This window comes from Brevibacillus sp. HB1.4B (assembly GCF_013284285.1).
Classification (GTDB): Bacteria; Bacillota; Bacilli; order Brevibacillales; family Brevibacillaceae; genus Brevibacillus; species Brevibacillus porteri.
On sequence record NZ_JABSUT010000007.1, the window covers coordinates 290,729 to 312,320 of the forward strand.

The 21,592-nt window shown below is 42.3% G+C and carries 23 protein-coding genes and 1 pseudogene; 22 read left to right on the plus strand and 2 right to left on the minus strand.

Annotation, left to right across the window (positions count from 1 at the left end):
- The first annotated feature begins 11 nt into the window (after positions 1 to 11).
- Genes HP398_RS18845 through fliT form a run of 15 tightly spaced genes read left to right on the plus strand, consistent with a single transcriptional unit; the run spans position 12 to position 12,836 of the window.
- Entirely contained in the window at positions 12 to 1,022 is a 1,011-nt protein-coding gene (locus HP398_RS18845) for an NAD-dependent 4,6-dehydratase LegB (RefSeq protein WP_173623362.1), read from the plus strand.
- Entirely contained in the window at positions 1,019 to 2,200 is a 1,182-nt protein-coding gene (locus tag HP398_RS18850; protein WP_017252280.1) for a LegC family aminotransferase, read from the plus strand. Before HP398_RS18845 ends, HP398_RS18850 begins: the two co-directional genes overlap by 4 nt.
- The gene (gene neuC / locus HP398_RS18855) at positions 2,193 to 3,365 is read left to right on the plus strand and encodes a UDP-N-acetylglucosamine 2-epimerase (RefSeq protein ID WP_173623363.1); all 1,173 of its coding nucleotides are present in this window, start codon (positions 2,193 to 2,195) and stop codon (positions 3,363 to 3,365) included. Before HP398_RS18850 ends, neuC begins: the two co-directional genes overlap by 8 nt.
- Positions 3,362 to 4,249: a methionyl-tRNA formyltransferase gene (locus HP398_RS18860; RefSeq protein ID WP_017252278.1), complete on the plus strand. Its 888-nt coding sequence runs from the start codon at positions 3,362 to 3,364 to the stop codon at positions 4,247 to 4,249. The genes neuC and HP398_RS18860 overlap by 4 nt, the downstream gene beginning before the upstream one ends.
- On the plus strand, positions 4,246 to 4,914 hold the full coding sequence (locus HP398_RS18865; RefSeq protein ID WP_017252277.1) for a PIG-L deacetylase family protein: 669 nt from the start codon (positions 4,246 to 4,248) through the stop codon (positions 4,912 to 4,914). The genes HP398_RS18860 and HP398_RS18865 overlap by 4 nt, the downstream gene beginning before the upstream one ends.
- A 4-nt stretch (positions 4,915 to 4,918) precedes the next feature.
- Positions 4,919 to 6,010 (plus strand): N-acetylneuraminate synthase, encoded by a 1,092-nt coding sequence (neuB, locus tag HP398_RS18870; RefSeq protein ID WP_017252276.1) that lies wholly within the window; start codon positions 4,919 to 4,921, stop codon positions 6,008 to 6,010.
- Complete coding sequence (locus HP398_RS18875) at positions 5,994 to 6,992, plus strand: hypothetical protein (RefSeq protein ID WP_017252275.1); 999 nt, start codon at positions 5,994 to 5,996, stop codon at positions 6,990 to 6,992. The genes neuB and HP398_RS18875 overlap by 17 nt, the downstream gene beginning before the upstream one ends.
- 14 nt (positions 6,993 to 7,006) lie before the next feature.
- On the plus strand, positions 7,007 to 7,669 hold the full coding sequence (locus HP398_RS18880) for a class I SAM-dependent methyltransferase (protein ID WP_017252274.1): 663 nt from the start codon (positions 7,007 to 7,009) through the stop codon (positions 7,667 to 7,669).
- A 36-nt stretch (positions 7,670 to 7,705) separates the two neighbouring features.
- Positions 7,706 to 8,371, plus strand: coding sequence for a class I SAM-dependent methyltransferase (locus tag HP398_RS18885; RefSeq protein WP_017252273.1), 666 nt, complete (start codon positions 7,706 to 7,708; stop codon positions 8,369 to 8,371).
- A gap of 28 nt (positions 8,372 to 8,399) precedes the next feature.
- Positions 8,400 to 9,449 (plus strand): nucleotidyltransferase family protein, encoded by a 1,050-nt coding sequence (locus HP398_RS18890; protein ID WP_017252272.1) that lies wholly within the window; start codon positions 8,400 to 8,402, stop codon positions 9,447 to 9,449.
- Positions 9,446 to 10,138, plus strand: coding sequence for an acylneuraminate cytidylyltransferase family protein (locus HP398_RS18895; RefSeq protein ID WP_017252271.1), 693 nt, complete (start codon positions 9,446 to 9,448; stop codon positions 10,136 to 10,138). Before HP398_RS18890 ends, HP398_RS18895 begins: the two co-directional genes overlap by 4 nt.
- A 57-nt stretch (positions 10,139 to 10,195) precedes the next feature.
- Positions 10,196 to 10,582, plus strand: coding sequence for a flagellar protein FlaG (gene flaG / locus HP398_RS18900; RefSeq protein ID WP_238144554.1), 387 nt, complete (start codon positions 10,196 to 10,198; stop codon positions 10,580 to 10,582).
- A gap of 12 nt (positions 10,583 to 10,594) precedes the next feature.
- A complete protein-coding gene (gene fliD, locus HP398_RS18905; RefSeq protein WP_017252269.1) occupies positions 10,595 to 12,073 on the plus strand; it encodes a flagellar filament capping protein FliD in 1,479 nt (492 codons plus the stop codon).
- Positions 12,074 to 12,088: 15 nt separating this feature from the next.
- Positions 12,089 to 12,466 (plus strand): flagellar export chaperone FliS, encoded by a 378-nt coding sequence (gene fliS / locus HP398_RS18910; protein WP_017252268.1) that lies wholly within the window; start codon positions 12,089 to 12,091, stop codon positions 12,464 to 12,466.
- A gap of 16 nt (positions 12,467 to 12,482) precedes the next feature.
- Positions 12,483 to 12,836 carry a flagellar protein FliT gene (fliT, locus tag HP398_RS18915; RefSeq protein ID WP_254476201.1) on the plus strand — a complete coding sequence of 118 codons (354 nt, stop codon included), beginning with the start codon at positions 12,483 to 12,485 and terminating at the stop codon, positions 12,834 to 12,836.
- A gap of 36 nt (positions 12,837 to 12,872) precedes the next feature.
- Here fliT and HP398_RS18920 read toward each other — a convergent pair whose 3' ends face one another.
- Positions 12,873 to 13,049: a putative motility protein gene (locus HP398_RS18920; protein WP_173623364.1), complete on the minus strand. Its 177-nt coding sequence runs from the start codon at positions 13,047 to 13,049 to the stop codon at positions 12,873 to 12,875.
- Positions 13,050 to 13,206: 157 nt separating this feature from the next.
- On the opposite strand from HP398_RS18920, the gene HP398_RS18925 reads away from it, so the two are divergent.
- The 5 genes and pseudogenes from HP398_RS18925 to HP398_RS18945 all read left to right on the plus strand — a co-directional run.
- Complete coding sequence (locus HP398_RS18925) at positions 13,207 to 14,016, plus strand: motility protein A (protein WP_173623365.1); 810 nt, start codon at positions 13,207 to 13,209, stop codon at positions 14,014 to 14,016.
- Positions 14,009 to 14,791 (plus strand): OmpA/MotB family protein, encoded by a 783-nt coding sequence (locus HP398_RS18930; protein ID WP_173623366.1) that lies wholly within the window; start codon positions 14,009 to 14,011, stop codon positions 14,789 to 14,791. Before HP398_RS18925 ends, HP398_RS18930 begins: the two co-directional genes overlap by 8 nt.
- A 289-nt stretch (positions 14,792 to 15,080) precedes the next feature.
- The gene (locus tag HP398_RS18935) at positions 15,081 to 15,875 is read left to right on the plus strand and encodes a basic amino acid ABC transporter substrate-binding protein (protein ID WP_173623367.1); all 795 of its coding nucleotides are present in this window, start codon (positions 15,081 to 15,083) and stop codon (positions 15,873 to 15,875) included.
- Positions 15,876 to 15,963: 88 nt separating this feature from the next.
- Positions 15,964 to 16,638, plus strand: a complete 675-nt coding sequence (locus tag HP398_RS18940; protein WP_026043386.1) for an amino acid ABC transporter permease — start codon at positions 15,964 to 15,966, stop codon at positions 16,636 to 16,638.
- Positions 16,634 to 16,768: pseudogene (locus tag HP398_RS18945) on the plus strand (cold shock domain-containing protein); the annotation flags it as partial. The gene HP398_RS18940 and the pseudogene HP398_RS18945, both read left to right, overlap by 5 nt.
- Before the next feature lie 65 nt (positions 16,769 to 16,833).
- On the opposite strand, the gene HP398_RS18950 reads toward HP398_RS18945, so the two are convergent.
- Complete coding sequence (locus HP398_RS18950; protein WP_173623368.1) at positions 16,834 to 17,886, minus strand: HD-GYP domain-containing protein; 1,053 nt, start codon at positions 17,884 to 17,886, stop codon at positions 16,834 to 16,836.
- Positions 17,887 to 18,095: 209 nt separating this feature from the next.
- Here HP398_RS18950 and hpf point away from each other — a divergent pair, with 209 nt between their 5' ends.
- The gene (gene hpf / locus HP398_RS18955; RefSeq protein WP_017252261.1) at positions 18,096 to 18,659 is read left to right on the plus strand and encodes a ribosome hibernation-promoting factor, HPF/YfiA family; all 564 of its coding nucleotides are present in this window, start codon (positions 18,096 to 18,098) and stop codon (positions 18,657 to 18,659) included.
- A gap of 199 nt (positions 18,660 to 18,858) precedes the next feature.
- Positions 18,859 to 21,378 carry a preprotein translocase subunit SecA gene (gene secA / locus HP398_RS18960; RefSeq protein ID WP_173623369.1) on the plus strand — a complete coding sequence of 840 codons (2,520 nt, stop codon included), beginning with the start codon at positions 18,859 to 18,861 and terminating at the stop codon, positions 21,376 to 21,378.
- Positions 21,379 to 21,592: the final 214 nt, after the last annotated feature.

Sequence of the window (21,592 nt, forward strand, 5' to 3'; positions counted from 1 at the left end):
GGGAGAAAACAATGAGCACAAGGGGAAAAAAGACACTTGTAACAGGTGCAGATGGATTCATAGGATCTCACTTAACTGAACAGTTGGTTCGCTTGGGTTATGATGTGAAAGCATTTGTTAATTATAACTCTTTTAATACTTGGGGATGGCTTGATCATTCACCAAGTGAAATAGTAAATGAATTAGAAGTTTTCGCTGGTGATATACGTGATCCACACGGAATAAAACAGGCAATGAAAGATTGCGATACAGTTTATCACTTAGCTGCATTGATCGCAATTCCGTATTCATATCACTCCCCAGATACTTATGTCGATACAAATGTGAAAGGAACCCTTAACATTTTACAGGCAGCAAAGGAATTGGGTGTTTCAAAAATTGTTCATACCTCTACAAGCGAGGTTTATGGAACAGCACAGTTCGTACCGATTACAGAAGAACATCCACTTCAAGGACAATCGCCGTATTCAGCGAGCAAAATTGGTGCAGATCAAATGGCAATCGCGTACTATAGCTCGTTTGGATTACCTGTGTCAATAATAAGGCCCTTTAATACGTATGGCCCTAGGCAGTCAGCACGAGCGGTAATCCCTACAATCATCACACAAATCGCGAATGGACAACAATCTATTCGATTAGGCTCTCTGCATCCAACTCGTGATTTTAATTATGTGGAAGACACAGTTCGAGGTTTCTTGGCTGTAGCTCAATTAGATAAATCAATTGGAGAAGTTATTAATATTGGAAGTAACTATGAAGTATCAATTGGACAAACTGCAGAGATGATTGCTGAACTAATGGGAAGTCAAATAGAGATATTTTCTGATGATCAACGGATCCGCCCTGCAAAAAGTGAAGTAGAACGACTTTGGGCAGATAATACGAAGGCAAAAGAATTATTAGGATGGGAACCAACATATGCTGGCGTAGATGGATTAAGGAGAGGGTTGTCTCAAACAATCGAATGGTTCTGCAATCCTGATAATCTAAAACAATACAAAGCAGGTTTATATAATCTATGAAAAATTATGTGGATATCCAAGCACTGGTTAATCAACTTAAGAGTGTCGTAGCTATAGACAATGATTTCATTGCATTACATGAACCGTCTTTTCTAGGGAATGAATGGGCTTATGTAAAGGATTGTCTCGATACAGGATGGGTATCTTCTGTAGGGAAGTACGTAGATCAATTCGAGGATATGCTAAAGGATTACACGGGAGTGAAGCATGCGGTAGCAGTAGTGAATGGAACAGCTGCATTGCATATAAGCCTTATGCTAACCGGCGTAGAACAGGGTGATGAGGTACTAGTGCCTACCTTAACCTTTATTGCAACTGCTAATGCCGTATCTTATTGTGGTGCAGTTCCTCACTTTGTAGATAGCTCAGAACTAACACTTGGTATGGATCCGATAAAACTCCAGCAATATTTACAGGAAATTGCTGAAGTGCGTGACGGATTCTGTTATAACAAGTTTTCTGGTCGACGGATTAAAGCAGCTATTCCCATGCATACATTTGGTCATCCAGTTGATTTGGATCCTTTGCTTGAAGTTTGCCAACGATACCATATTAATCTGATAGAAGATGCAGCTGAATCGTTAGGGACATATTATAAAGGTAAACATACGGGAAACTGGGGGAAGTTATCGATCCTCAGCTTTAACGGCAATAAGATTGTAACTACCGGTGGTGGTGGAGCAATCTTAACAAATGATGATGAATTAGCGAGATTAGCTAAGCATATAACGACAACTGCGAAAGTTAAACACACGTGGGCTTTTTTACACGATCAAGTGGGATTTAACTACCGCCTACCGAATATTAATGCGGCTTTAGGATGTGCACAATTAGAGAGGTTACCTCAGTTTATTCGGAACAAACGGTCGTTAGCGGACATGTATCAAGCAGCTTTATCCAAAATAGATGGGGTAAGACTGTTTATTGAACCTTCATTTGCGGAAAGTAATTACTGGTTACAAACTATTATTCTTGACGATAGATATATGGATGCTCGGGATGATGTTTTAAACTTTACAAATGAGCATGGGTTTATGACAAGACCAGTGTGGACTTTGATGCATCGGTTAGCAATGTATGAGAATTGTCCTAAAATGGATCTTTCAATTGCTGAACGTTTAGAAAGAAAAATAATTAACGTACCAAGTAGTCCATTTCTTGGGGGAAATCATGAATAGACGTAAAATTTGTATTGTTACGGGAACGCGTGCCGAATATGGCCTTTTATATTGGCTCATGAAGGAAATTGAAAGTGATGAAAGTTTTGAGCTGCAAATTGTTGTTACAGGAATGCATCTCTCTCCAGAGTTTGGTCTAACTTATAAATTAATTGAACAAGATGGTTTTACCATTCATGAAAAAATAGAAATGTTGCTATCGAGTGATACTCCGGTTGGTATTGCGACATCGCTTGGATTAGGAACCATTGGATTTGCTTCTGCTTTTGATCGACTTAAACCTGATATTGTTGTGGTTTTAGGAGATCGATTTGAAACAATGGCAGCCGCTCAAGCCGCAATGATTGCAAGAATTCCAATTGCCCATCTATATGGTGGGGAAATTACAGAAGGACTTATAGATGAGGCTATCCGACATTCTATTACAAAGATGGCTCACTATCATTTTGTTTCAACTGACTCCTATCGTAAACGAGTGATTCAATTAGGAGAACACCCAGAAAGAGTTTTTAATGTAGGTGCAATTGGATTAGATAATATTCGGAAAATGAAACTACTTACCAAAATAGAATTTGAGAAAAGTATTGATTTCACTTTGGGGGAACTAAATTTTCTTGTTACTTATCATCCGGTCACTTTAGACAAGATTGGTCCCGAAGAGACAATGGTTGAATTATTTGCTGCCCTTGATGATTTTCCTAATGCCAAGGTAATATTTACGAAACCAAATTCTGATACAGATGGCAGAATTATATCGAAAATGATAGATGAATATGTTTCCAGTAACCAAAAACGAAGTATTTCTTTTACTTCATTGGGACAATTACGCTATCTAAGCGCAATTAAGCATGTGGACCTCGTGATTGGAAATTCATCAAGTGGAATTATTGAAGTCCCCTCTTTTAAAAAGGCAACAATCAATTTAGGAAATCGTCAACGGGGACGTTATCGAACAGATTCTATCATTGACTGTGATGAACAAAGAAGTTCCATAATAAATGCGATTCAGCAGGGGATTTCAAAAGAGTTTCAACAAAATTTACAGACACTTCAATCCCCATATGGTGAAGAGTATGTTTCATTAAAAATACTCGAGATTTTAAGAAACGTAGATTATAAAGATTCTTTAATGAAATCATTCTTTGACCTTGGAGTAGAACAATGAGAACTGTTTTTATTGGGTGTGTACAATTCAGTTGTGAAATGTTAGATACTTTGTTGACTGTAAAAGAAGCAGAAGTTGTAGGAGTAATTACTAGAAAGCAATCACAATTTAATACTGATTTTGCATCATTGGAGCCTTTAGCAAAGAAAAACAGAATTCCCTGCCTTTTTGCGGAAGAAGTGTCGCATAATGATTTGGTTTGTTGGCTTGAAGAGTTAAAGCCGGATATTATTTATTGTCTGGGATGGTCGTACCTTCTTAAGCAAGAGATATTACAAATACCGAAGTTGGGTGTTATTGGTTATCATCCTGCAGCATTACCACAGAATCGTGGAAGGCACCCTATTATTTGGGCACTTGCAATGGGGCTAACAGAAACAGCCTCTACTTTTTTCTTCATGGATGAAGGGGCGGATTCAGGGGATATCTTAAGTCAGATTATGCTTCCTATTGAAGATCAGGATAATGCGAGAACCTTATATGATAAGTTAACTTTAATTGCGAAAAAGCAAATTATTGAATTTACACCCCGAATAGCAGCAGGTTCATTTGAAAGAATTCCTCAGAACCATTCTGTAGCAAACTACTGGCGGAAGCGTGGGAAAAAGGATGGGATCATAGATTGGCGAATGTCTGCAAAATCCATACATAATTTGGTGCGTGCATTGACTAAGCCGTATATTGGGGCTCATTGTGTTTTTGAAGAGAGTGAAATAAAGATATGGCGTACAGAAGTAATATTGGATAATTCAAGTAAGAACATTGAACCAGGGAAAGTACTTGAGATAGAGGGTGGCTATATTTTCGTGAAATGTGGGGAAGGAACCCTCAAAATTATTGAACACGATTTTCAAATACTGCCACAAAAAGGGTGTTATTTATGAGGAAAGTTTTAGTTATTGCCCCACATCCAGATGATGAAACATTAGGTTGTGGAGGGACACTGTTAAAGCATAAAAACGAAAATGACGAATTGTTTTGGTTAATCGTTACTGGTATGAATGGAAATGATTTATATACGCCTAATCAAATAGAGATTCGGGAGAATGAGATTAACAAAGTTGGAAAATTATATGGGTTTTCGGAAGTATTCCAACTAAACTTGCCTACAGCTACTTTAGATACAATCCCAATGTCAGAAATGGTAAATGCAATTGGGAAGATAGTCAAAACGGTTAATCCAGATATTATGTATATTCCGTATAGAGGAGATGTACATACCGATCATGCAGTTGTTTTCGATGCAAGTATAGCTTGCACGAAATGGTTTCGTTATCCTTCAATAAAAAGAATATTAGCGTATGAGACATTATCAGAAACGGATTTTGGTTTGAACCCAGATAACAATGGGTTTAGACCAAATGTCTTTCAAAATATTGAAGAGTATCTAAATAAGAAGGTAGATATTATGGAGGTTTATGCGAGTGAAACAGGGCAATTCCCTTTTCCACGAAGTGAGGAGTCAATTAAGGCACTAGCTTCGATTCGAGGTACAGCAGCTGGTTATAAGTCTGCGGAAGCGTTCATGTTATTAAAGGAGGTTCTATAGTCTAATGAATAAAACTTTTATTATTGCTGAGGCTGGGGTGAACCACAACGGCTCTATTGAGATGGCTAAAAGGTTAATAGATGTAGCAGTTGAAGCAGAAGTAGATGCCGTCAAATTTCAGACGTTTAAAGCAAATAAAGTAATAAGCAAATTTGCTGAGAAAGCAGATTATCAAAAGCAAACAACAGGCTCCAATGAATCTCAGCTAGAGATGGTGCGCAAGCTAGAACTTGATACAGAGGCACATTACGAACTTCAAGAATATTGTAAGCGACAAAATATCAAGTTTTTATCAACACCTTTTGATTTGGATAGCGTTAATTTTTTGGTTAACGAGATGAAAGTAGAGTTGATAAAAATTCCATCAGGCGAGATTACAAATGCTCCTTTAATACTAAGCATTGCTCAATCTGGCCTACCCGTAATCTTATCTTCAGGAATGGCTACATTAGCCGAAATTGAACAAGCACTTGGTGTTCTTGCTTTTGGCTATACTGCGGTTGATGCAAAGCCTTCAAGAAAAATGTTTCAAAATGCGTTTTATAGTAGAGAAGGGCAAGAGTCTCTTCGATCGAAAGTATCTTTACTACACTGCACTACTGAATATCCAACCCCATATGACGATGTCAACCTTCAAGCTATTGACACAATGAAACAAGCATTTGGTCTCAGTGTGGGTTTATCGGACCATACAGAAGGAATAGCAGTTCCGATAGCAGCAGTTGCTCGTGGTGCAAAGATAATTGAGAAGCATTTTACATTAGATAAAACCTTACCAGGTCCAGATCACAAAGCTTCTCTAAATCCAAAGGAATTAATAGACATGGTACGATCGATTCGACAAGTGGAAATGGCTATTGGTTCTCCAATTAAAACCCCCGCCTCATCAGAGGTGAAAAATCAGGATATTGTCAGAAAAAGTCTGGTAGCATCAAAAAATATAACAGCTGGTGAAATATTTACTATTGAGAACCTGACTAGCAAGCGTCCAGGTAATGGAATCTCTCCTATGTATTTTTGGGATGTGTTAGGCACAGAAGCTGATAAAGATTACCAAGAGGATGAGGTTATTACCAATTATGCAAGTCGAGTTTGAACAAGCAAAGGCGATTTTTAATAGGTTAGAAACTCCTCTGAAATGCCCTTCACAGACACCAGATTATGTTGTGATAGATGCAAAACGTGAAAAAGGCTTAGAGCCCACTTTTTTTGTATATGAAGCTAATGGAGAAATATACTATCACTCTTTTCATATATCTCCAATTCCTGATTCTGTTTATTATGATGTTCAGACTCCATATGGCTATGGCGGACCAATCTCCACAACTGAAGATCCGCATTTTCTAAAGCGTGCATGGAATGCCTACTCGGAGTGGGTACATGAGCGGCAAATAGTTGCTGAGTTTGTAAGATTTCATCCAATTTTAGAGAACTGGCGTTACTATCAAGGTGAGGTTATCTCTGATAGAGAAACTGTATGGATAGATTTAACTAATGAGAATATATTTAATGAATATCAAACTCGTGCAAAAAGAAAGATTCGAAAAGCTATAAAAAATGAGCTAGTAGTACATTGGGTTACTTTCGAGGAGTTCTTTACCCATTTTCCTGCGGTTTATAAAGAGGTAATGAATAGCTTACAAGCAGATGATTTTTATTATTTTCCAGAATCCTACTTTGAAGCTTGGAAAACTGTAAGAAATGCCCACTTTGCTCTATGCAAACAAGAGGAAAGAATAGCTGCAGCTGTGTTTTTCTATCACAACAGTAACATGATGGAGTATCATTTATCTGCTGCAACTGACTTGGGTAAAGAGTTGGCTGCAACTCCTTTGATCATCCACGAAGCAGCATTACTTGGGAAACAATTAGGATATAAGCAATTGCATTTGGGTGGAGGAACGAATAATCAAATCGACAATCCATTGTTCTTTTTTAAATCAGGATTTTCAAATCAACGAGGGAACTTCAGGATTGGAAAAATTATTCATCAACCTGAAATATATGACAAAATAAAAGCGGATTGGATTAGAAGAAATGGTACTGTCTCAAGCCGTATTTTGTTTTACCGAACGTAACAGGGGGAATCTAAATGTCTTGGGATCCAGTATGGGAAGAGGTTTTTCGTCAACAAGCATGGGGAAAGTATCCAGGGGAAGACCTCATTAGGTTTATCGCTCGTAATTTTTATAACGCTAAATCACGACCGGAAGTGAAAATCCTGGAGGTGGGTTGTGGACCAGGGGCTAATCTTTGGTACATGGCAAGAGAAGGTTTTACGATATATGGAGTGGATGGTTCCAAAACGGCAATAGAACAGGCGAAGACTCGCCTAGACTCTGAATGCCCTGGATGGACAGGAGAGTTAGTAGTTGGGGATATTAGTAAGCTTCCTTTTCCAGATGAAATGTTTGATGCAGTAATTGATAGTGAAGCATTGTCTTGTAATACATTTGAAAACGCAGCACATATTTACTCGGAAATGGCTCGTGTTACAAAGCGGAATGGGAAGTTTTTCTCTCGTACATTCGCAAAGGGAAGTTGGGGAGACGAGACGGGGGAGAAGGTAGGCTATGATACATATGTAGTAGGAGAAGGACCTTTGCTAGGAAAAGGATTTGCACGCTTCACGAATTACAATGATATCCCAGAACTTATTAAACACTTTACGATACAACAAATACAATTGCTCAGTAGAGAATACTTACAAGAAAATAAAATAGTAAAAGAATGGGTTATCGTTGGAGAGAAGTAAACGTTTCGTTAAAGAGATAGAAGGGATGAATAATGCGTGACATGGGATCCAGTATGGGAAAAGATTTTTCGTCAACAAGCATGGGGAAAGTATCCGGGGGAGGATTTAATTCGTTTTGTTGCTCGTAATTTTTATGGGGTAGGGTCTCGCAAAGATATAAAGATATTAGAAGTAGGTTGTGGTCCAGGCGCTAATCTCTGGTATATGGCCAAAGAAGGATTTCAGGTATACGGTATAGATGGTTCTCCCACTGCTATTGAACAGGCTCAAATTCGGTTAGATTCAGAATGTCCAAATTGGAACGGCCAACTCTTAGTAGGTGACATCAGTACATTACCTTTTCCAGATGAGTATTTTGATGCAGTAATAGATAATGGTGCAGTTACATGCAATTCACAAGAGAATTCAATTTTAATATATAGCGAAATGGCTCGTGTAGTAAAAAAACAAGGAAAAATATTTTCCCGTACAATTGCCAAGGGCTGTTGGGGAGATGAGACAGGTGAGCATGTTGGTTATGATGCTTACATTGTAGACGAAGGCCCGTTGCTGGGGATGGGATACATCCGATTTGCAAAATATGAGGATATCGAGAATTTAGTAAGGGATTTTTCAATACAAGAAGTGCAATTGCTTAGTAGAGAATACATGGATGTAAAAAAGTCAGTAAAAGAATGGGTCATTATTGGAGTGAAAAAATAAGCTCCTTGATGAAAGGTGTGAAGCATCTATGAAGGATTGGACTAGTATATTAGCTAAGCCTACGACCCCTATTCTAGAAGTGTTAGAGATAATTGATGCTGGAGCGAGACAGTTAGCCTTAATTGTTGATGAGAATCAAAAGTTGCTCGGAACTGTAACAGATGGGGATATTCGGCGAGGATTGTTAAAAGGCAGACAGTTACATGACCAAGTGTCGACAATAATGAATGCATATCCAACAGTAGCATCTCCATATGACTCTCGAGAGAATATTTTGGCGCTGATGAAAATTAGACAATTGCATCAGATACCAGTTGTCGACGAAGATGGACGTGTTATCCATGTAGAAATATTGAATCAGTTGATCGGCCCAATTAAGAAAGATAATTGGGTCATTCTGATGGCTGGAGGATTAGGGACCCGTTTGCAGCCGTTGACTTATGATTGTCCAAAACCCCTCTTAAACGTTGGTAATAAACCCATTCTGGAAACTATTTTACTTAGTTTTGTAGAGCAAGGGTTTCACCGTTTTTATATTTCAGTTAATTATAAGGCGGAGATGATCAAAAATCATTTTGGGGACGGTAGTCGTTGGAATGTAGAAATAAAGTATTTACAAGAAGAGCAGTCTCTTGGAACAGCAGGGGCACTGAGTCTGATTCCAGAAAAGCCTACGTCACCTTTCTTTGTAATGAATGGGGATCTCCTGACGAAAGTAAACTTTAGTCATCTGCTGGATTTCCATTCTTCACATCGAGCGAAAGGTACCATGTGCATTAGAGAATATGATCATCAGATTCCTTATGGAGTTGTTAAATTAGCAAACCATCAATTACTAGAAATAGAAGAGAAACCAATTCAACGCTTCTTTGTAAACGCAGGAATCTATACTTTGGATCCAAGTGTGCTTGATCTGATCCCGGAAAATAAGTATTACGATATGACTAGTCTTTTTGGCGTTCTGGGCGAACAGCAAGGTCAGACAATAGCCTTCCCGATACGTGAATACTGGATGGATATTGGACGTCTGGCTGATTTTGAAAGAGCGAACGTTGAGTTTGCGGAGGTATTTGGATGATTCAGGGGAAATCTGTTTTAGCAATTATCCCTGCTAGAGGTGGATCAAAAGGGATACCACGTAAAAATATTAGAGAAGTTGGCGGAAAGCCATTATTGTCATGGACGATTGAAGAAGCTAAAAAATCAGCTTATATTGATCGACTAATTGTATCAACAGATGATGAAGAGATTGCCGATGTGGCACGCCAGTATGAGGGTGAAGTTCCGTTTTTGCGTCCGAAAGAATTGGCTATGGATGATACTCCGGGTATTGCTCCGGTATTGCATGCATTAGAGCTCCTTCCGAAGTATGACTATGTTGTTCTCCTACAACCAACCTCGCCACTAAGACAAGTGATAGATATTGATGGGTGTATTGAGAAGTGTTTAAAAGAGCAAGCAAATTCATGTGTTTCAATTACAGTGGCAGAGAAAACGCCATATTGGATGTATCATTTGTCTGATAATGATGTGCTTGAACCAGTAATTAAAATAGAAGAGCGATTTTTAAGAAGACAAGATACACCAACGGTATTCTCTTTAAATGGAGCAGTGTACATAGCCGATACCAACTGGCTGCAAAAAACTCAGTCTTTTTTGGAGCCTGAAACAGTGGGGTATGTAATGCCCAAAGAGCGTTCTATAGATATTGATAACCAAATGGATATAGTAATTTTCGAAGCAGTATTGAGACAAATGAAAAATTGACTTGAAAGATAAGTAAATCCCTATCCCCGTTTTTCCGATAAAGGTAATAAAGGAAGAATGGATCAATGGATCAATGGGGGAGGAAAAATGGATATTAATAGCAAAGGTGTAGCAGTGAACGGTGTATCTGGTTATTCAGATAAGGTGCTAAAGGTCAATGGCAGTAATCAAGGAAAAGAAGACATTGACGGACAACAGCAACCCAGTGGGAAAACCCTGAATTCAAAAGAATTGGTACGGGAAGTAGACAATCTAAATAAGTTTATGCAATCCAGTACTACTCATATCAAGTTTACTCTTCATGAAAAGCTTAATGAATACTATGTCCAGGTAGTGAATGATCAAACGAAAGAAGTAATTCGAGAAATTCCTTCTAAGAAAGTCATGGATATGGTTGCTAAAATGCATGAGATGATTGGATTACTAGTGGACGAAAAAAGATAGGGAGGGATCGTCATGGGAATTCGGATTAGTGGTATGGCTTCGGGAATGGATACAGAAAAAATGATCAAAGACCTCATGAAAGCTCAAAGAGAGCCGGTAAACCGATTACAACGAAGTAAAACTTCTACTGAGTGGAAACGCGATGCGTATCGGGATATGAATACGATTCTAGCAGACTTGCAAAATACTCTGAAAGACTTACGTTTATCTAGCAGTTTTAACAAAAAGACGGCAACTTCAGAAAACGATAATATTGCTTCTGCTAGGGTAGTCGGTAAGCCTACTCTTTCTTCCTACACAGTCGAGGTTTTAAATCTAGCCAAAGCAGGATCACCTCCAAGCGCAGAATTTACTACCGGTTTAACTGATAGTAAAGGTGTGATTGGAGGCGCAGACTTTACTATTACGATTAACAAGGATGGAGTAGGAGTACCTATTTCTGTTTTGGGAACAGATACTATGGAAGGTGTTTTAAGTAAGATTAATAATGCAAAAGCTGGAGTTAAAGCTAGTTTTTTCAATAACAAATTAGTTCTTACCTCTGAGGACGGAAAGCAGTTTGAGGTTAAAGCATCTGGGAGCAATAATTTAAACATGGGGACTTCTACGCCATCAACTGCTGGAACAGTAGGAACTCCTGCTACTTTTAAAATTAATGGAGTAGAATACACATCTAAAACGAACTCTATTTTATTTGATGGAATCGATTTTACATTAAAACAGGCTAATGTTGGAAATCCAGTAGCCGTAAACACAAAAACTGACGAAGATGCAGTTTTTAATATGATCAAAGGCTTCGTAGACAAGTATAATGCTGTTATTGATACGATGAATAAAAAAATCTCCGAGCCGAAATATAAGGGCTACCAGCCGCTATTAGATGAAGAGAAAGAAGCGTTACCTGAAAAAACTGCAGAAAAAATGGAAAATATGGCACGTAGTGGATTGCTTTTGCGTGATCCTATTTTAACAAGTGGATTAAACGAATTGCGTCGTGCACTTAGTACACCGTTACAAGGGACTGGAGTTAATAAGTCTTTTGACACTCTTTCTGAAATTGGGATCGGGGGTCCTCCTAGTGGAAAGTATGCATACGAGGAAAATGGGAAGCTCTATATAAACGAGACCAAGCTTCGTGAGTCCATTAGAACGAATGGAGACGATGTTCTCAAACTGTTCACGAATTACAGTGATGAAACGGTAGATCGAAATAAGAAGTACAACGAGTCGGGTGTCGCAGAACGCCTTTATGACAAACTCAAAGATGTAATGGAAAAAGTAACAAAAGAGGCAGGGTCAGCAGGACGTGCATTTGACGACAGTAACTTAAGTAAGAAATTAAAAGAAACCGATAGAGAAATCGATCGCTGGGAAGATCGCTTAAAAATGATCGAAGATCGTTACTGGAAGCAATTCTCTGCAATGGAAAAGGCTATGTCGAAATCGCAGTCCCAAGGTGCTTGGTTTGCACAAATGTTAGGGCAGAAATAACAGGGAGTGATGCAGATGTTACAAAATGCTGCACAAACATACCAGTCCAATCAGGTAACAACGGCTACTCCTGCTGATTTGACACTAATGCTGTACAATGGAGCACTTAAGTTCATTAAACAGGCAAAGGTAGCTTTAGAGGAAAAGGACGTAATAAAAGCTCATGAGGCCTCATTGAAAGTTCAGAATATCCTTTATGAGCTCATGTCCACTTTAAACAGCGACTACGAGATCTCTAAGGAATTTGCCAAACTCTACGAATATATGCTTCAACGTACAATTGAAGCGAACATGCATAAAGACGTTAACATTCTAATAGAAGTGGAAGACCTGTTCATTCAATTCCGAGACACTTGGAAAGAAGCCATGCTTTTGGCGAAGAAACAAGGGTAAGGTATATAATATGGAAATGACAGTCGATGTTCTTCTAAATAGTTTGCTAGAAACAACATTACGCTTAGAGAAAGTAGTAAGTGAAAAGGATTCTGAACCGGATACATGGTTGTCGTTATTGGACGAACGAGAAGAAGTGATTTCTAAAATTCAGCAGCTGGGTATAGACAATGAATCTCTATCGGCAATGCAAAAGCAACAGCTAGAGCAAATGTACGAGATTAACCAACGTCTTGTTCCACTGATCGATGGAAGAATGCAAGGCGTCCAACAGCAGTTAAACAACCTCCAACGTAGCAAGCTCGCAATGAATACGTACAACGAAGCAGGTCCAAACGGCTATGGTGCCTTTTTCGACCGCAAAAAGTAAAAACGGCCGGGGAACCGGCCGTTTTCTTTTCACAACTTATGCACGAATATCGATCGTTTTTCCAAGAGATGGGTGACTTGCCTGAGCCGCTTGAACATTTTGCTGCGTCTTAGCCAAACCCTCCAACATGATGGAAGCCTGCGCTTGCGCAGTCTCCTGCACTTGCTTCGTCAAACTAATAGTAACAGCTTGCTTTAATTGTACGGCATTCACTGATGATCACCTCTTTGTTAGAATTACTTTCTTTATCATTATCGACATTTTCTATACCAAGCTTCACTATAACCATGACTCTATTCTCTCATCTTTTTTCCACCATCTGCTATACTTTAAGAACATCTTGTTGAAAAACTAGGAAGGTGAATCACTTTTGTCCACAAAACGCCGCTCACTCGTCTTAATCGGAGCCGTCCTCCTCATCTTCATACACGCGGTCTACCTAAACGGAACCTTATCGGACCTCCTCAACGTAACCGCCATTGAGCTAGTCGCGCTCTCCGTAGTCATGTCCTATGCAGTGAAACGCAAGCATCTCGACTTGAAAAAAATCTGGCATCTCCTCATCCACGGCCGACAAAGCAACGTCGAAGAAACGATCAAGCGCTTCTACTACTACGCGCTCGTCCAGAAGGAGCAGGGCTATATCGCGCTCGAAAAGGAGCTCCAGCAAGAAACCGATATCTTTGTCCAACGCGGCAGTCTGCTGGCGATCGAGGGTGTTCCCGAAGAAGAGCTACGCCTGATCCTGGAGAACGAGCTCAAGGGAGAGCAGTATCGCTACCAACAGTCAGCAGGGTTCTTCCGCCTCATTAGCTTGTTGGCGCCGGGGATGGGTCTGGTCGGTACTCTTCTGGGGATGACGGGTGTACTGAAGTCGCTCGAAGACATGGCCTTGACCGGACACAGTCTGAGCGCAGCGGTCGTAGCGACGTTGTATGGCGCGCTCTTGGCGAATCTGTTCGCGTTGCCATGCTACTACCGTCTGATGGATCTGTACGACCGGGAAATGTTTGAAAAGCGTCTTTTTATCGAAGGGTGTATTGGTCTGCAGCGCATGGAGACACCACGCTTGTTGTTTGAAAAGCTGAACTCATTCTTGCCAGGTGACCAAAAGCTGGTGCTCATTAAAGAAGCAGGCAGCATGAAGGGCACGATTGAAAGGCAGGACCGCTATGCATGACGAACGGTTATACGACGAAAAAGAGCTAGAGAAAAGCTGGCTGCTTAGCTACAGTGACCTGATTACGCTGTTGTTCGTGATCGTGATTATTATCGCGGCGACGCAGACGAAGAGCATTCAGACACAAAAAGAAGAGGTCCAAAAGGAAAAAGCGAGCTTGGAGCAGGTGCATGAGAGTCTCGACCTGCTCAACCTGCAAAAGCTGGAGTTGCAGCGAGAGGTCTACAAATTGGAGGCTCGCCAGAAGGAGCTCAAAGGCGAAAAAGAAGAAGGCTCCGAAGACACCGTAAACGTGCCAAAGCCGCCAATGGGCATGTCTGACTCGAGTGAGCGCGATATGGAGACGGTGCGCAACCAGCTATCCTCTGCTTTGGCTGAGCTGAATCTTGACTACGAGGAGACCGAAGAAGGCCTGCGTATCCGTTTGCCGGAAACGATCTTGTTTACGAGTGGTTCGGCAGAGCTACGGGCCCAAGGAAAGCAAGTCGTCGGGACAGTAGCAGGGGTGTTGAAGCGTTTCGAGCACAAGGTGCGAATCGAGGGCTATACAGATGATGTACCGATATCGCGCAGTTCCTACCAATCCAACTGGGAGCTATCCTCGGCGCGCGCGATCTCTGTCATGCGTGAAATGGTGGATGCTCACTCCTTACCAGCGTCTCGCTTTACAGTGGCAGGCTTGGGTGAATACAAACCGCTTGTGGACAACTCCAACGCGGAGAACCGTGCGAAGAATCGCCGGGTAGAGGTCGTGATTTTGGCAGAAAAAGAATAATTCATTATTTTCAGATAAAAGCAGGATTTTTATATGCAGGATAGAACTATATCCCGTATATATGAATCCTGTTTTTTTGCTGCTATACCTACTTATTCTCCCCGTTCGTTCCCCTTACTTTCGTACTAAAGTGGCAGAATATACAGGAAAATAGTTATACCCAGCTTGTGCACAAGGTCATGTGGATAATGTGGATAACTCTGTGGAGAACGCAAAAAAACCGTGATTTCCATGTGGACATTGCTGGGGACAAAATGGGCAGATAGAGAGACACAAGGGGGATTTCGAAATGCGTATCGGGACAAATTGGTTCAAATCGCTCGCGTTGGTCGTCGGTGTGGGGGTACTCCTCGCAGGCTGTGGATCGGGTGGTCAGCAAACGTCTGGCAGTGGCGGAGCGAGTGGTGGCAAGGTGTACGTAGTCGGTACAGATGCGGCATATCCACCGTTCCAAATGCTTGAGGCTGACAAGATTAGTGGGCATGACATCGATGTGATGAACGCAATCGCGGAAGCTGGCGGATTCAAGATCGAGTGGAAAAATACCGGGTGGGACCCGCTTTTTGATGGACTGGACAAAGGGACGGTTGATATTGGAATCTCGTCCATCACGATCACGGAGAAGCGCAAGGAGAAATACGATTTTTCGGACTCATACTTTGAAGCAAACCAACTCATTCTGGTAGCGGAAGATTCTCCAGTGACGAAACTGGCAGATTTGAAAGGCAAGAAGATCGGGGTACAAGCTGCAACTACGGGTGAAGAAGTGGTCAAAAAAGCGTTTGGAGATACGTACGAAGGCTTGAAAGGCTATGACGACATGCCATCCTCCGTCGATGACTTCTTTAATGGTCGAGTAGATGCAGTGATTGGCGACAATGGCGTTTTGTCCTACTACGTGAATAAAGTTAAAGATAAGAAGTTTAAGCTGATTAAAGATGATTCCTTTGAAAAGGAATTTTACGGAATTATCGTGAAAAAGGGCAATACCGATGCGATGAACAAAATCAACGACGGATTGAAAAAGATAAAAGAAAATGGAAAGCTGCAGGAAATTTACACCCAGTACTTTGGCAATAAGTAGGCAGCAAAATGGCCGGGTGCGTCCCTACGACGTAGCCGGCGTTTGTTCGCAACAGGGCTTGCTGACATGAAGAAGGGAGGATTAGCCATTGGACTGGAGTGTCATCTACGACTATCGTGAACTGTTTATCCGCGGCATTATTAATACAATTTTACTGACCGCAGTGGCTACGGTTTGTGGAACGTTTTTGGGGTTGTTTATCAGCTTGGGGAAAATGTCCTCCAAGCGAATGATACGGTGGACCTGTTCAATTTACGTAGAGCTGTTTCGGGGAACCCCGATGCTGGTCCAAATTTTGCTGATTCATTTTGCGGTGATTCCGTCGATTTGGGGTATTCTGTATCCGGGAGCGAGCAGTCCGGAAGCGATTTATTCAGGCTTCGTGGCGCTTTCGCTCAATGCGGCTGCCTATATGGCGGAAATCTTTCGGGCTGGCATCCAATCCATTGATCCGGGGCAAATGGAAGCGGCACGATCACTTGGCATGAACAAGGGCCTTGCCATGCGCCAAATTATACTTCCACAAGCGTTTACACGAATGCTGCCCGCAATCGGAAATGAGTTTATTGCTCTTTTGAAAGATTCATCCCTTCTGGCAGTAATCGCGACACCGGAATTAAACTACGCAGCCATGAACGTGGCGAAAAGTACATTTGAGCGCTATCCCCCGTATTTAACAGAGGCGGCGGTTTACCTGGTCCTTACGTTGTTCTTGTCCCGTGTCGTCGTGAGAGGACTAGAGAAAAAATATTCTACACGGTGATGACGTATTCGTCCATTTTTCGGCGATTCAGTCGGATGGGTTTCGTTCGTTAGATGAGGGACAGGCCGTAGAATTCGACATGGTGGAAGGGGACCGCGGTCCACAAGCGGCGAACGTCGTGAAGGTATAAACGAAACAATAGCAAAATCCCCCTGGTTCCTTGATAGGACAGGGGGATTCGTTTTTTCCACGTGTTTAACTGATCATTCTTTGAATGCGTAGGGAACGCTGCAGTCTCAGGTCTATAAAATCATTACCTCTTCGAACGAGAGGGCGCATAGGCTCATCAGTATGAATCATAATGATTTCGACGTGGTCGCCATTGCTCAAAAGCGCATGGGAACCAATGTAAAGTAAGATAATGTGATGGATAAAACGCGATACAATCATCGGATTTAATTGGCCTGAACAAGCTAACTCCCATAGAACATTCGCTGCTTCAAAGGGAGAGGTTCCCTTCCGATACACGCGATCTGTGCATATGGCATCAAATACGTCTGCGACACTGATGATTTGGCATTCAAAAGGGATGCCATCTTTTTTTCGTCCGAGGGGATATCCACTTCCATCCCAACGTTCGTGGTGCATCAGAGCGCATTGTGCCAGCAAGTTGTCGGCATCGTCCATGGTGCGCAGGAGCTCGTAGCCATAAACGGTATGCTTTTTCATAATCGTATACTCTTCGTCTGTCAAACGCTCTGGCTTGGACAGCAGCTCATCGGGAATTTTCATCTTGCCGATGTCATGAAGAAGACCTGCCAGGCCCAAAAAATGAACATCACGTTGCGGCAATCCTATGATTTTTCCGATTAAAGCTGCCACGATACCTACATGCAGGGAGTGGCGATACGTATAACTTTCTGTTCCTTCATTCAAATAAATGAAGCGCAGAAATCTCATGTGATGAAGAACTTGATCGAGCATAGGATGAACAGCGTCGCTAAATTGTTGCAGTCGGGGGGTATCCCCATTTGCGAGCTGGTTAAATAAATACTCGGTTTTTTGTACGGCCACCATATAGGCCTTTGCAGCCTCTGCCTCACTCCAATGAAGGAGAGGAAAAGGCATTTCGGGTGCTTCCGAGTCAGTAGTAACGTGTACGGCTTCCACCTGGTGAGCCTCTAGCAGTCGTATATCAGTTAGATGAAGGGTTGCACCAGCGGGTAATAAAAGCAGGCCGTACTCATTGTAGACGTCTTGAGCGAGCGTTGTTCCGATAAGTGAATGGGAAGGTTTTACCTCGGCCATGAGGATTCCTCCAGTGCGATGTACGACCGCGATATAGGATGGGATGACTACCTCAACTATTATAGCATAGGGAATCTAGTAAGTATTGGTAAAAAAATGTCGGATATTGATGGTTTGTAAAAGATTTGCAAAGATTTTTTTAAGCTGAGTAGAAGGATTATTTACAGAGGCGGCGAATAAGTATGTATAGACGGAAGGAGGTTGGAACCATGAAATTTAACATTCGTGGAGAAAACATTCAAGTCACCGCTGCCCTTAGAGAATATGTCGAAAAGAAAGTCGGCCGTCTGGAAAAATATTTTGAAACTCCACAGCCTACAGAAGTACAAGTCACCATGCATGTACATCGCGGAGAAGGCACGATCGAGGTAACTATTCCACTGAGTGGGGTCATTATCCGAGCGGAGGAAACGCACGAAGATATGTATGCTGCTATCGATCTGGTAGTAGAAAAGCTGGAACGTCAGATTCGCAAACACAAAACGAAGCTGATGCGGAAGCTTCGAGTTGATTCGACAGGAAGAATCGCACAGCGTGAGAGTCAACCAGTAGCAGTCATGATCCCGGATGTGGATGAGGATGATATGGATATAGACATCGATATCGTTCGAACCAAACGCTTCGATCTGAAGCCGATGGATGCACAGGAAGCGGTCATGCAGATGGATATGCTGGGACACAGCTTCTTCGTTTTCCAAAACAGTGACACCAATGACGTCAGTGTGGTGTATCGCCGCAATGATGGGCGTTACGGATTGATTGAACCAAAATAACGAAACTTTACACATTCTCATTCGTATAAGACTAGGGAGTTGCTATTAGCAACTCCCTTTACTTGTGTAGAGGATGCTCTATTTGATAAAATATCTTTTTAGAAAGTATTATTTTCGTAGAATCGGTATCCTTTTTTATTATCTGGACTCATGCCGGCTTGTGCATTTTCGTTTGGCAGTATATGGAAGGGGTGTCCTTATGTTAGGACTCGTTAAAAAGATATTCGGTGACAGCAATGAACGTGAAGTAAAGAAAATGTTTAAGCGCGTAGAAAGTATCAACGCGCTGGAACCAACGATTAAGGCACTCTCGGATGACCAATTGCGTGAGAAGACAGCTGAGTTTAAGGCGCGATTGGCAAATGGAGAAGAACTGGACAAAATTTTGAATGAAGCGTTTGCCGTTGTACGTGAAGCATCGATCCGTGTACTGGGCATGCGTCACTTCGACGTCCAGATGATTGGTGGTATGGTGCTTCAGGAAGGCCGTATCTCCGAGATGAAGACGGGTGAAGGTAAAACGCTGGTTGCGACACTGGCGACATACCTGAATGCCTTGATGGACAAAGGAGTCCACGTCGTTACCGTGAACGAATACTTGGCTGAGCGTGACTCGACTATCATGGGTAGGCTGTATAACTTCCTTGGACTGACAGTCGGTTTGAACAAGAATGGACTGAGCCCTGAAGAAAAACGCGAAGCATACGCGTGTGACATTACGTATGGTACGAATAACGAGTTTGGCTTCGATTACCTGCGTGACAATATGGTTCTGTACAAGGAACAAATGGTGCAACGTCCACTCTTCTTCGCTATCATCGACGAGGTGGACAGCATTTTGATTGACGAAGCACGTACGCCGTTGATCATCTCCGGTTCTGCTAACAAATCGACAGAGCTGTACTACATCTGCTCGCATTTTGTGAAACGCTTGGAAGAAGAAAAAGATTTCACAATCGATGAGAAGCTGAAAATCGTCAACCTCTCAGATGAAGGCGTGAGCAAAGTCGAACAGGCATTCAACATCGACAACCTGTACGATACGGCACATATCACGTTGAACCACCACATTACGGCGGCGTTGAAAGCACAAGTGCTGTTCAAGCGCGATGTTGATTACGTAGTGCAGGAAGGCGAAGTTGTGATCGTTGACGAGTTCACCGGCCGTCTGATGGTTGGACGTCGTTACAGCGATGGCTTGCATCAAGCGATTGAAGCCAAAGAAGGTCTGCGTGTTCAAAGCGAGAGCATGACACTGGCGACCATTACCTTGCAAAACTACTTCCGTATGTACCAGAAGCTGGCTGGTATGACAGGTACAGCGAAGACGGAAGAAGAGGAGTTCAAAAAGATTTATGGTCTCGACGTCGTGGTGATTCCAACGAACAAGCCTGTGCAGCGTATCGATTCACCAGACCTTGTTTTCAAAACAGAGGCAGCCAAATATCGTGCGGTTGTAAACGACATTGTCGAGCGTCACAAAAAGGGCCAACCGATCCTGGTAGGTACCATCTCCATCGAAAACTCGGAGCGCTTGTCCCAAATGCTGAAGCAAAAAGGCGTACCGCATAACGTACTGAACGCGAAGCAGCATGAGCGCGAGGCGGAAATCGTTGCGCGTGCAGGTGTGTATGGAGCGGTTACCATTGCGACAAACATGGCGGGTCGCGGTACGGACATTCAGCTGGGCGAAGGTGTTGCGGAGCAGGGCGGTCTTCATATTATCGGTACAGAACGTCACGAGAGCCGTCGGATTGACAATCAGCTGCGTGGTCGTGCTGGTCGTCAGGGGGACCCGGGTTCATCCCAGTTCTTCCTCTCGATGCAAGATGAGCTGATGCGTCGTTTCGGTGCGGACAATATCATGAATATGATGGATCGTCTAGGTATGGAAGAGGATATGCCGATCGAGAGCCGCCTGGTTACTCGTGCGGTGGAATCTGCGCAGAAGCGTGTAGAGGGATCGAACTTCGATGCACGTAAAGGCGTTCTCCAGTACGACGACGTGATGAATCAACAGCGTCTGGTTGTCTACAAACAGCGTAAAGACATCCTGGAGCAGGAAGACCTCAGCGATGTTGCTTTGAATATGATCTACGCAGTAATGGAGCGTGCAGTGTCTCTGCATTGTCCAAAAGAAGAGGTACCAGAGGATTGGGATCTGCAAGCATTGGCCGATGCTGCCAATAATGGGTTCCTCCATGAAGAAACGATTTCAGCTAAAATGCTGAAAGGCATGGAAACAGAAGAAATTCTCGAGCTGTTGAAAGCAGAAGTCGATAAGCAGTACAAACAGCGTGAAGAAGAAATCGGCGAATCGATTCGCGAGTTTGAGAAAGTCGTTATTCTGCGTGCTGTCGACAGCAAGTGGATGGATCACATCGATGCGATGGATCAGTTGCGTCAAGGTATTCACCTGCGCGCCTACGCACAAAACGACCCGCTTCGTGAGTACCAGTTCGAAGGATACGAAATGTATCAAGGTATGCTGGCTGCTGTTCAGGAAGAAGTCGCTATGTATATCATGAAGGCCGAAGTCAGTCAAAACCTGGAGCGTCAGGATGTCATTCGCGGTCAAGGAATCGACCCGGAGAACTTGCAAACTTCCGGACCATCTGATCGTCCAGATCCGGAGACCTCTGGTGATGCTGATCCGAAAAACCGTGCACAGCGTCGCGCTCAGGAGCAAGAACGCAAACGCCAAAATAAGAAACACTAAGGAATATGACAAAACATTCTTCTCGTATCGGCAAATTCGGTACGAGGGGAATGTTTTTTTCTTGCCCATTCCTAATGCCTTGACAGTATTCGTCCTCATCTATTCTTCCTCGTCTGATATTAGCGATCTATTTGTCTAACACTGGTAAATGTGATCGAACGATTCAAGTGGTAATTATCTGAAAAATAAATAGAATCGTAAGTACAACACTTTT

What these genes read in the sequence shown, in the direction of transcription:
- HP398_RS18845 (WP_173623362.1), top strand. Translation starts at nt 12, where the DNA reads ATGAGCACAAGGGGAAAAAAGACACTTGTAACAGGTGCAGATGGATTC.
- HP398_RS18850 (WP_017252280.1), top strand. Translation starts at nt 1,019, where the DNA reads ATGAAAAATTATGTGGATATCCAAGCACTGGTTAATCAACTTAAGAGT.
- neuC (WP_173623363.1), top strand. Translation starts at nt 2,193, where the DNA reads ATGAATAGACGTAAAATTTGTATTGTTACGGGAACGCGTGCCGAATAT.
- HP398_RS18860 (WP_017252278.1), top strand. Translation starts at nt 3,362, where the DNA reads ATGAGAACTGTTTTTATTGGGTGTGTACAATTCAGTTGTGAAATGTTA.
- HP398_RS18865 (WP_017252277.1), top strand. Translation starts at nt 4,246, where the DNA reads ATGAGGAAAGTTTTAGTTATTGCCCCACATCCAGATGATGAAACATTA.
- neuB (WP_017252276.1), top strand. Translation starts at nt 4,919, where the DNA reads ATGAATAAAACTTTTATTATTGCTGAGGCTGGGGTGAACCACAACGGC.
- HP398_RS18875 (WP_017252275.1), top strand. Translation starts at nt 5,994, where the DNA reads ATGCAAGTCGAGTTTGAACAAGCAAAGGCGATTTTTAATAGGTTAGAA.
- HP398_RS18880 (WP_017252274.1), top strand. Translation starts at nt 7,007, where the DNA reads ATGTCTTGGGATCCAGTATGGGAAGAGGTTTTTCGTCAACAAGCATGG.
- HP398_RS18890 (WP_017252272.1), top strand. Translation starts at nt 8,400, where the DNA reads ATGAAGGATTGGACTAGTATATTAGCTAAGCCTACGACCCCTATTCTA.
- HP398_RS18895 (WP_017252271.1), top strand. Translation starts at nt 9,446, where the DNA reads ATGATTCAGGGGAAATCTGTTTTAGCAATTATCCCTGCTAGAGGTGGA.
- flaG (WP_238144554.1), top strand. Translation starts at nt 10,196, where the DNA reads ATGGATCAATGGATCAATGGGGGAGGAAAAATGGATATTAATAGCAAA.
- fliD (WP_017252269.1), top strand. Translation starts at nt 10,595, where the DNA reads ATGGGAATTCGGATTAGTGGTATGGCTTCGGGAATGGATACAGAAAAA.
- fliS (WP_017252268.1), top strand. Translation starts at nt 12,089, where the DNA reads ATGTTACAAAATGCTGCACAAACATACCAGTCCAATCAGGTAACAACG.
- fliT (WP_254476201.1), top strand. Translation starts at nt 12,483, where the DNA reads ATGACAGTCGATGTTCTTCTAAATAGTTTGCTAGAAACAACATTACGC.
- HP398_RS18930 (WP_173623366.1), top strand. Translation starts at nt 14,009, where the DNA reads ATGCATGACGAACGGTTATACGACGAAAAAGAGCTAGAGAAAAGCTGG.
- HP398_RS18935 (WP_173623367.1), top strand. Translation starts at nt 15,081, where the DNA reads ATGCGTATCGGGACAAATTGGTTCAAATCGCTCGCGTTGGTCGTCGGT.
- HP398_RS18950 (WP_173623368.1), bottom strand. Translation starts at nt 17,886, where the DNA reads ATGGCCGAGGTAAAACCTTCCCATTCACTTATCGGAACAACGCTCGCT.
- hpf (WP_017252261.1), top strand. Translation starts at nt 18,096, where the DNA reads ATGAAATTTAACATTCGTGGAGAAAACATTCAAGTCACCGCTGCCCTT.
- secA (WP_173623369.1), top strand. Translation starts at nt 18,859, where the DNA reads ATGTTAGGACTCGTTAAAAAGATATTCGGTGACAGCAATGAACGTGAA.